We start from the raw sequence: 3939 nt of genomic DNA, 5'->3' as shown, positions 1-3939 counted from the left end.
CCGGCACCGGTACGACCCGACGGCGGTCTTCTCCGCCGTACCAACGCTGCCGGCGACCACCGGCGGTGGGTGAGTGGCGGCGCGGCGGGCGCCCGACGGGGGCGTGGGAGCGGCTCCGGCGGCGGATGCGAGCGGGCGGTACGATTCCCGGCGCGCGGTCGCCGATGCCCGCCACTCACGATGTCCCCCGGTGCGGCTCCGCGCCCGCCGGCCACGCGCCCGCCGCGGTCGCGTCGGTGGACAACTGTTCCACAGTCCGGAAAGGGTCGGCCCGGCCGACCCGGAGGAGAGACTAGCCTGATGGGCGTGACACGCCGCGCGAAGATCGTCTGCACTCTTGGCCCTGCCACCTCGTCCCCGGAGCGGATCCGGGGGCTCGTCGAGGCGGGCATGAACGTGGCCAGGCTGAACTTCAGCCACGGCAGTCACGCCGACCACGAGTCGGTGTACCGAATGGTGCGGGAGGCGGCCGACGCCGCCGGGCACCCGGTCGCCGTCCTGGCCGACCTCCAGGGCCCCAAGATCCGCCTCGGCCGGTTCGCCGACGGCCCGCACGAGTGGCGCACCGGCGACTCCGTCGTGATCACCGGCGACGACATCGTGGGCACCAAGGAGCGGGTCTCCTGCACCTACCGCAAGCTGCCGCAGGAGGTGAAGCCGGGCGACCGGCTGCTGATCGACGACGGCCGGGTCGCCGTCGAGGTCAGCGACGTCACCGGCAACGACATCCGCGTCCTGGTCACCGAGGGCGGCCCGGTCTCCAACAACAAGGGCGTCTCGCTGCCCAACGTGGCGGTCAGCGTCCCGGCGATGTCGGAGAAGGACGCCGAGGACCTGCGGTTCGCGCTCGGCCTGGGGGTCGACCTGATCGCGCTCTCCTTCGTCCGCTCGGCCGACGACATCAAGCTCGTGCACGGCATCATGGCCGAGGAGGGCGTGCACCGCCCGGTGCTGGCCAAGGTCGAGAAGCCCGAGGCGGTGGACCACCTCGAGGCGATCGTGCTGGCCTTCGACGGCGTCATGGTCGCCCGCGGCGACCTGGGCGTCGAGCTCCCGCTGGACCAGGTGCCGCTGGTGCAGAAGCGCGCCGTGCAGCTCTGCCGGGAGAACGCCAAGCCGGTCATCGTGGCCACCCAGATGCTCGACTCCATGATCGAAAATTCCCGCCCGACCCGTGCCGAGGCCTCCGACGTCGCCAACGCGGTGCTCGACGGCGCGGATGCGGTGATGCTCTCCGGCGAGACCAGCGTCGGCAAGTACCCGGTGCTGACCGTCAGCACCATGGCGAAGATCGTCACCACCACCGAGTCCGGCTCGATCGGGGTGCCCCGGCTCCAGCACGACCCGCGTACCCACGGCGGGGCGCTCACCGTCGCGGCCTCCTCGATCGCCCGCGCCATCGGCGCCAAGGCGCTGGTCGCCTTCTCGCAGACCGGCGACACCGTCAAGCGGCTGAGCCGGCTGCACTGCGACCTGCCGCTGCTGGCCTTCACCCCGGTGCCCGAGGTGCGCAACCAGCTCGCGCTCTGCTGGGGCGTGGAGACCTTCCTGATGCCGTTCGTCGAGCACACCGACGACATGTTCCGCCAGGTCGACCAGGCGCTGCTCGGCCTCAACCGGGCCAACCCCGGCGACTACGTGGTAATCGTGGCGGGCAGCCCGCCCGGCACCCCCGGCTCCACCAACACCCTCCGGGTGCACCAGCTCGGCTCGCTGGTCGACGCGGCCTCCGCGCGGGCCCTGCAGTGACCGAGCGCCAGGTGGCCGGGCAGGCCGCGGTCGACCAGTTGCTGGAGGTCCTCGACCTCGACAACACCGGCGAGATGACCTTCCGGGGGATGAGCCCGCCGGTCGGCCCGCAGCGGGTGTACGGCGGGCAGGTCGCCGGCCAGGCCCTGGTGGCCGCCGGTCGTACCGTCGATCCGGAGCGCTTCGTGCACTCGCTGCACGGCTACTTCGTGCGCCCCGGCGACCCGGTGGAGCCGATCGAGTACCAGGTGGAGAACGTCCGCGACGGCCGGTCGTTCTCGGTGCGCCGCTCGGTCGCCTTCCAGCACGGCAAGCCGATCTTCTTCATGTCGGCCTCCTTCCAGCGGCAGGAGGAGGGCCTGGACCACCAGGCCCCCACCCCGCCGGACGTGCCCGGGCCGGAAGACGTGCCCACCATGACCGACCGGCTCTCCCGTTACCCGGAGCGGCTCGGCATCTGGGGGCAGATCCCGCGCCCGATAGACGTCCGCTACGTCGGCGAGCCCGGCTGGGTACGCCCCGGCGACCGCCCCGCCGACCCGTACCAGCGGGTCTGGATGCGCATCGACGGCAAGCTGCCGGACGACCCGCTGCTGCACGCGTGCGCCCTGACGTACGCCTCCGACCTGACCCTGCTGGACTCGGTGCTCTCGGTGCACGGCGAGGTCTGGGGCCCGGGCGGCGTGGTCGGGGCGAGCCTCGACCACGCGCTGTGGTTCCACCGGTCGTTCCGGGCCGACGAGTGGTTCCTCTACGACTGCTGGAGCCCGTCGGCCTCCGGCGCGCGTGGGCTGGCCACCGGCCGGATGTTCACCACGGACGGCCGGCACATCGCCAGCGCCGTGCAGGAGGGCCTGCTCCGCCGCGTCGGCGAGTGATCAAAAGGGTGAGGGGCGGCAGGCCGGGCGGCTGGCCTGCCGACTAACCTTGCGGTCATGCGTCTCTCCGCCCGGGTCGACTATGCCCTCCGTGCGGCCGCCGAGCTGGCCTCGGTCGCCGTCAGCGCGAGTGCGGGGCGGTCCCGGCCGGTCACCGCCGAGCAGATCGCCCGGGCCCAGGAGATCCCGCCGAAGTTCCTGGAGAGCATCCTGCTCCAGCTGCGCCGGGGCGGCATCGTGCACGCCCAGCGTGGGCCCGAGGGCGGCTACTGGCTGGCCCGGCCGGCCGCGGAGATCTCCCTGGCCGAGGTGATCCGGGTCATCGACGGTCCGCTGGCCCACGTGCGCGGGCAGCGCCCCGAGGACCTGGGCTACCACGGCGCGGCCCGGGCGTTGCAGGAGGTCTGGATCGCGCTGCGGGCCAGCGAGCGGGAGATCCTGGAGCAGGTGAGCATCGCCGACGTGGCCGCCGGGGAGCTGCCGGGCCGGATCACCGAGCTGGCCGCCGATCCGCGCGCCTGGAGCTGAGCCCGGCCGCACCGTCCGGTGCCGTCCCACCCACCGATAGGGGGCTTGACCCAGCCCCCGTCGTGCCGCATTGTCGACCAAGTCGATAGGAGATGCCGAAAGTTCGGAGGGGCGCGCGTGCGCAAGCTTCTGGTCCTCGCTCTGGTCGGGCTGGCTGCCCAGCTCGTCGACGGGGCGCTCGGCATGGCGTACGGGCTGACCTCGTCCACCCTGCTGCTCTTCGCCGGCGTCGCCCCGGCCGCCGCCTCCGCCTCGGTGCACCTGGCCGAGATCGGCACCACGCTCGCCGCCGGCGTCGCGCACTGGCGTTTCGGCAACGTCGACTGGCGGGTGGTCGCCCGGATCGCCGTCCCCGGCGCGCTCGGCGCCTTCGCCGGGGCCACCTTCCTCAGCGCCATCTCCACCGAGTCGGCCGCGCCGTGGATGGCCGGCATCCTCTTCGTGCTCGGCGCGTACCTGCTGGTCCGCTTCTCCCGGCCGCTGCGTCCCCGGGCCGGCGCCGGTGGGCTGCGCGGCCGGTTCCTCGGGCCGCTCGGCCTGGTCGCCGGCTTCGTCGACGCCACCGGCGGCGGGGGATGGGGCCCGGTGGCCACGCCCGCGCTGCTGGTCTCCGGCCGGCTGGAGCCGCGCAAGGTGATCGGTTCCGTCGACACCGCCGAGTTCGTGGTCGCCGGCGCGGCCAGCATCGGCTTCCTGATCGGCCTGGGCAGCCAGGGCTTCCTGCTGCCCACCGTGGCCGCGTTGCTGGTCGGCGGCCTGATCGCCGCGCCGGTCGCCGCCTGGC

General features: G+C 73.5%; 4 protein-coding genes. All 4 read left to right on the top strand.

Annotated elements, in window-relative coordinates; translation table 11 throughout:
- Nucleotides 1-300 precede the first annotated feature (300 nt).
- Nucleotides 301-1749, top strand: coding sequence for a pyruvate kinase (gene pyk, locus JNW89_RS29985; RefSeq protein WP_238451638.1), 1449 nt, complete (start codon nucleotides 301-303; stop codon nucleotides 1747-1749).
- On the top strand, nucleotides 1746-2627 hold the full coding sequence (locus JNW89_RS29980; protein ID WP_238451637.1) for an acyl-CoA thioesterase II: 882 nt from the start codon (nucleotides 1746-1748) through the stop codon (nucleotides 2625-2627). Before pyk ends, JNW89_RS29980 begins: the two co-directional genes overlap by 4 nt.
- Before the next feature lie 57 nt (nucleotides 2628-2684).
- The gene (locus JNW89_RS29975) at nucleotides 2685-3155 is read left to right on the top strand and encodes an Rrf2 family transcriptional regulator (RefSeq protein WP_238451636.1); all 471 of its coding nucleotides are present in this window, start codon (nucleotides 2685-2687) and stop codon (nucleotides 3153-3155) included.
- Nucleotides 3156-3272: 117 nt separating this feature from the next.
- Nucleotides 3273-3939, top strand: a 667-nt coding sequence (locus tag JNW89_RS29970) for a sulfite exporter TauE/SafE family protein (RefSeq protein WP_238451635.1), incomplete at its 3' end; no start/stop codon positions are given.

Source organism: Micromonospora sp. 4G55, assembly GCF_016803375.1.
This window is presented reverse-complemented; position numbering and strand designations above follow the sequence as displayed.